Annotated in this window: 1 protein-coding gene; it reads right to left on the bottom strand. The window is 44.5% G+C overall.

Annotated elements, in window-relative coordinates:
- Positions 1 to 205: 205 nt before the first annotated feature.
- On the bottom strand, positions 206 to 678 hold a 473-nt coding region (locus DWY79_RS22350), incomplete at its 5' end, for a tyrosine-type recombinase/integrase (protein WP_147431817.1).

The following is a 678-nucleotide window of genomic DNA, read 5'->3' as shown; positions in this document are numbered from 1 at the left end:
AGGGACGTGATGATGTAGGAAATACGAGATCATTTCGTCTCTATTGCCATGTCTATGCACTAGGAATAAGAACGAAGATTTAAGGAGAATCAAGGTCGGAGCACAAACTAATGAACAAACTAAGCCTTATGATTGCTTGTTATTTGTTATTTTTTATTACTTTTGCGCCGTGAAAGAATACGCTACTTCCCAAGTAGCAAGCCTCTTACCCCACTTTGGGTATCGGTTTACACACGCTCTCAAAACAATTCCGGTTCACTGTCGACAAACGTTCCAACGAGAAGCTCTTCAAATAGATCTGTGTTGTCTTAATAGACTTATGCCCCAACAACTCACTGATAACCTCGATCGATACATCTTGTTCCTTCAAGAACGAGGCGAATGAATGACGGATCGTATATGAGGTGACCGGAAGCGTAACGCCTGTCGATCTCGCCAACAACTTCAACTCACGGTTAAAGCGGGACAAGGTCCTGTTATATTCTTTGTAGGCCGCCTCACCGGTTCTCCTTCCACTCAAAAAAGGAAATAAATAAAAGGATTCCTTTGCCGTACAAGCGGACAACTCATCCAACAGCCGCAACGCCCCGGAGGGAATCTCCAGCTGTATGAGAGACCCGCTCTTTTGTCGGTGATACTGCAATATCCCATCCCGGATATTCTCCCATTTCAAATGCG

The sequence above is a fragment of the Parabacteroides sp. AF27-14 genome, from assembly GCF_003635425.1.
In the GTDB taxonomy this organism is placed as follows: domain Bacteria; phylum Bacteroidota; class Bacteroidia; order Bacteroidales; family Tannerellaceae; genus Parabacteroides; species Parabacteroides distasonis.
The sequence above is the reverse complement of the archived record's forward strand: the minus strand, read 5'-3'. Positions and strand labels throughout refer to the sequence as shown.